4 protein-coding genes and 1 pseudogene are annotated in these 5,160 nt (G+C 44.7%); 2 read left to right on the top strand and 3 right to left on the bottom strand.

Features of this window, described 5'->3' with window-relative positions:
- Window positions 1-243: pseudogene (locus F6K20_RS40825) on the bottom strand (ABC transporter permease); the annotation flags it as partial.
- On the opposite strand from F6K20_RS40825, the gene F6K20_RS23400 reads away from it, so the two are divergent.
- Window positions 222-410: a hypothetical protein gene (locus F6K20_RS23400; RefSeq protein WP_075873661.1), complete on the top strand. Its 189-nt coding sequence runs from the start codon at window positions 222-224 to the stop codon at window positions 408-410. The pseudogene F6K20_RS40825 and the gene F6K20_RS23400 overlap by 22 nt on opposite strands.
- Before the next feature lie 142 nt (window positions 411-552).
- Here the strand turns inward: F6K20_RS23400 and trxB are convergent, their stop codons facing one another.
- On the bottom strand, window positions 553-1,944 hold the full coding sequence (gene trxB / locus F6K20_RS23395; protein WP_008186570.1) for a thioredoxin-disulfide reductase: 1,392 nt from the start codon (window positions 1,942-1,944) through the stop codon (window positions 553-555).
- A gap of 177 nt (window positions 1,945-2,121) precedes the next feature.
- Window positions 2,122-3,306: a hypothetical protein gene (locus F6K20_RS23390; protein WP_008186572.1), complete on the bottom strand. Its 1,185-nt coding sequence runs from the start codon at window positions 3,304-3,306 to the stop codon at window positions 2,122-2,124.
- Between the two features lie 672 nt (window positions 3,307-3,978).
- Here F6K20_RS23390 and F6K20_RS23385 point away from each other — a divergent pair.
- The coding region (locus F6K20_RS23385; RefSeq protein WP_287296203.1) for a FecR domain-containing protein at window positions 3,979-5,160 on the top strand (1,182 nt) is incomplete at its 3' end.

Below are 5,160 nucleotides of genomic sequence, written 5' to 3'. Positions count from 1 at the left end.
GACATCATAACCCTGGCGAGAGGTACCAAACCAGTGATTCCAGCTCGGTGGTTCATGAATGGGATTACTGAGGGACTGGGTAGGGTCTTGTAGCCATCCCCAAGCTTGAAAGGTGGGAGCGAAAAGGGCTACTACGATAAAGCACCCAGTAATCACTAGTCCCGCTACCATTAGTTTGATGGATAGACTAGGCCCTCTAGTAAAAGACAAAAAGCTGGGGAATGATTGTTTGGTTGAGGTCATCCTTCATCCTTGATAGTCATAGCATTTATGTAAGCTATCAGCTATCAGCTATCAGCTATCAGCTATCAGCTATCAGCTATCAGCTAATGCACTACGCGCACGCTACACCGAACAGCTATCAGCTTTGGGTCTGTAGTCACGCTACAGCGAACAGTTTATGCCCATAACGCATGCTATACCGAACAGCTTTTGAATAAAATAAGCTGACGGCTGACAGCTGAAAGCTTACGCATTTATCATACTGATCAGATAAACAATCTTGTCTACCTTTTGCCTTTTGCCTTTTGCCTTTTGCCTTTTGCCTATCTATTAAACAGTAGTAGGTAAATGGCGTTCAATGGCTTGACGATACTGACTCTTTTGCTTAATTCCTTTAAATTCCGCTAGGAACTCTTTGTCCTTAAATAACTGTACGGTAGGTGTTCCCACCACTTGAGCATTTTCAGCTATTTCTTTGTCTTGGTCAATATCGATCTCGACAAAGTGAATTTTGCCATTATACTCATCTACTACTTTATCCAGCATGGGCTTGAGAACCTTACAAGGACCACAACTGGGGGAAATATACTTGACCATGATTATGCGATCGCTTTCATGGAACAGTTTACGCAAGGCATAGCCCCCCAGATGGCGTGTTTCCTTGATATCAAAGGTTTCCGCCGTCTCAGCTATTGGTTTTTCTTCCGTTTCTTCAGGTTTTTCAGCCGTTGGCTGTTCTGATGCCGGTTGTTGATGATACTCATGAGTTAGGTTATTGGCAGATAGCCAGCGTTCTGCTAACATAGCCCCCATACAACCTGTCCCAGCCGCAGTGATGGCTTGACGGAACTCATGGTCTTGGACATCACCAACCGCATAGACTCCCTCTACACTGGTTTCCACCGAGCCGGATTTAGTGACAATGTAACCCACCTGATCTAACTCCAGTTGTCCTCTAAACAAGGACGTGTTAGGAGTGTGACCAATAGCGTAAAACATTCCCCGAACTGAAATATCCTTTTGTTCACCAGTTTGAGTATCCTGGACTCTTACCCCAGTCATCGAACCATTTTCTCCAAACACATCCACTGGCTGAGTATTCCAGTGAATAGTAATTTTGGGATTATTCAACACCCGGTCTTGCATGGTTTTACTAGCTCGCATCTCATCCCGACGTACTAGCATATGAACATGGGAGCCATACTTGGTCAAATATACAGCTTCCTCTGCCGCTGAGTCACCCGCCCCGACTACCGCCACTTCCTGACCACTGAAAAGGGGAGATGCACCATCACAGATGGCACAAGCTGAGATACCATTACTCCAGTACTGAGCTTCGCTGGGTAAATGCAACCGTTTCGCTGTTGCTCCGGTAGCAATCACAATACTATGGGTTTTTACTTCCCGTTCCTCAGAGCGCACAATGAAGGGACGCTGACTTAAATCTACAAAGATCACATCTTCGGTATAGCATTCCGTTCCCCAGCGTTCTGCTTGAGCCTTCATCCGTTCCATTAATTGAGGTCCGGTGATTCCCTCTGGGAAGCCAGGGAAGTTTTCTACTTCTGTGGTAGTCATCAGCTGTCCACCAGGGATTCCCCCAGCTTGGAAGCCTTCAAACATTAAGGGTTTCAGGTTAGCTCGTGCGCCATAAATCGCTGCTGTGTAACCGGCAGGACCAGAACCGATGATGACAAGATTTTCTACAGGGGAGTTGGACATTAAAGCAAACTCATAACGACTACGCTTTTATTATAAATTATTATACCATATACAACTTAGCTAATGCTGTCATACATTTAAATTGTGAATAGGGGCGCTTTGGAGGTAAGAATTCAGCTGACGGCTGACGGCTGACGGCTGACGGCTGGCTGCTGAAAAGCGTACAATCTGACTTGCTCAAAACAGAGGTAAATTAAAACTCATCCCTGTACCGAAAACTGTCCCATCAAAATTAATTCTGGAGTTGGACGACGAACCAAAGCTTTGTCCACCATACAAATAAATTTGACTATTGCTAGAAATCTTATAACTGACACGACCAATTAACTGATGATAGTCATCATACCGTTCCCTTTCGGTATAATCAGATAAGGCAATTTGGTAATTAATAGCTGCTTTAAATCGGGGGTAGGGGTAATAGGCTAAAGATGCTCTGAAAACATTACTAATCTTAGATCGTGTGTCTGGATCAGCAAAACGTAGGTTTAACTTATAGGACGTATCTAAGGCTAAGTGCTTTGCTAACCAATCCCGTCGGCTGAGTCTAAGATACAGAGAATTATAATGAGCGAAGCGATCGCCTCCCTCTTGCTTGAATAACTGTTGATTGCTCCATCCTAACTCCCCATAGGTTCTTTTCAATAGCTGCTGACGAACTCCCAGCTTAACTTTCAGTTGATTATAATCAAGTTGGGATCTATCTCCATAACGCACTACATTACCACTTACTGACGTTATGAGCTTAGTGTCAGGTCCGAGGGATGGTAGAGCTAATAGGGTTAGTCCTGGTTTCAACAAACCATCATCAACTGGATCGACTCCAGCGAAAATATTATCGCTTCTGAAATAACTGACTCTACCCTGTAAATATACTGTAGGTTTACGGGGAGTCGGTGGTTTTTCTTGGAGCCGCAAACGCAGCACCCCCAGTTCCGGGTCTCGATCATTAGCTTTGGAATCTGAGTTTGAACGATTATCTCCAGAAGCAGGTTTACCTTGAGATATCTGTGACCTGTCAACTACCTCAGTTGAGCTAGAACCCGATGAGTGCTCACTAACAACAAAGGAAGATAATAGTTCTCCACCACTCCCGATTTTAACCTGAGATAACTTAGGAGTACAATGCTGTTTTAGCTGATTAGTATTAGCTTGGTTTTCTGTACCACTAAACACTAAACTGACTGCTGACTGATGGGAAATACTGTCTATAGGGTGACATCCAGACCAAGCGGGTTTACTGATTGTCAGTGTACTTAATAAAATTAGATGTCCCAAAGTTGCTAAATAGTTTTTTTTAATCTGGTGCTGGGGAGCCTTAATATCATCATATTCGTCGTGAATATTTTTATTTTTTGATACCATATTTAATCAAAAAAACATTAATTTACTAAAAGTTTATTTAGGCTTATAAACGCTAATTTATCTGTAGCAAAAATTAAACTTAAAACCTCTATCACGTTTGAATAATCATTGTTATAGAATAGTCATTGCTAAGCTTTGAGGCATCTAATTGATAGATTGAATCGGCAAGGGGGCAGAGCCACCGAGAATGATGGGAAAGGGGTTTGGTGTTTTTACCTAGACTAAACAATAGACAAGTTAAATGGGCAACAGCTTACCAAAATTGCTCAATGTAGGTAGAGGATTTTTCTCCCAGCTAATAATTACTAACGACCAGCCGTGTTTTCAGGATTGACCAACCTGTATTTCATACTACTCTGAGGAAAAAATATCCTGATTTGCATTAGAGCCTACAGAATCTCGTATAGGAGAGTTTTGTACCTACTTTTCGAGAAGGCAACGCCAAAGCCCCGTAAGCTATCAGCTAATGCGCTACCTCCCAGCGTCGAAGCCTGTGCCACGCACGCTACTTGAGGTTCTTATCGGGAAAGTCCCAGCGTCGAAAACGCGACTGCATCAAGAAAATAGCTAAGCATTCGTTTAATTTCTGTTAAATCAGCTGATGGCTGATAGCTGAATGCTGACCTCTCAACTACCTGAAAATACTGACCTTTGAGCTATTGGAGTTGCCCCGTGTTTCGCAAGACAGTCCTAGTACTTTCCATCTCTCTATGGAGCGTTAATTCACTAATTTTTTCTAAACCAGTCAGTGCCGAAATTCCTTTAACTCGTGCTGTGGTAGAGAAGCTACGTAACCGAGTGCGATTGATTCCTCAAAATCAGTCAGCTCGACCAGCCCGTCCATCTGATGCCATGACTATAGGAGATGCACTGGTAACAGCTCGCTCCTCCATGGCTCAACTGCGCTTCAATGATGGTTCCCTAGCCCGACAAGGAGAGTTAGCTGTCTTTCGATTTATACCTAGAAGTCGTACCTTTGAGCTATCCAATGGCACACTGCTGCTATTAATTCCTCCAGATCGGGGTAAAACTCGAGTGCGTACACCCAATGCTGTAGCTGGGATTAGGGGGTCAGCTCTGTTCATGCGATATATCACTGACACCAATACAACAATTGTCGGAGCTCTGACCAATAGCGGTATTGTGGTCTATAATCGCACTCGTTCTCAAGGTCGGGAATTAAAAGCTGGGCAGATCGTGGTCATAACCGAGGATCGAATTGAGCAGGTTTATGAATTTGACCTCAGAGAGTTTTATGAAACCAGTGAATTAGTCAAGGGGCTGAATTTGACCCAGACAGAACCGGCGGATAGTCCAGATCAAGCTTTGGATTTAGTGCGAGGGGAAATTGCAGATGCTCTAGAGGCGCAAGATCCTATTATGGGCAACAACATAATAGTTAATCCTACTTTCATTCGTCTTCGGGGGAGTGAATCGGACGAGTTTCCCAGTGCTGATTTTACTGTGATTGATCCTGGTGTTGATGTCTTCGATCAAGATGTGGGTTCTGAGAATTCCAATGCTGATATCACTGATCAGGTTAACCAGTTAGATATTAGGTCTACCTTAGAAACCGGTGAGTTTCTTAACACTGAGCAGGATGATGAAACTGTTGAACTGGATCCCGAAGACGTTGACAAACCACTAGAGCCGGAACCGGAACCGGAACCGGAGCCCGAACCGGAGCCGGAACCGGAGCCGGAACCGGAGCCGGAACCTGAGCCGGAACCTGAGCCCGAACCGGAACCGGAGCCCGAACCGGAGCCGGAACCGGAGCCGGAACCGGAGCCGGAACCTGAGCCGGAACCTGAGCCTGAGCCTGAGCCGGAACCTGAGCCTGAGCCGGAACCTGAG

Source organism: Moorena sp. SIO2C4, from assembly GCF_010672485.1.
Taxonomy (GTDB): Bacteria; Cyanobacteriota; Cyanobacteriia; order Cyanobacteriales; family Coleofasciculaceae; genus Moorena; species Moorena producens.
The sequence above is the reverse complement of the archived record's forward strand: the minus strand, read 5'-3'. Positions and strand labels throughout refer to the sequence as shown.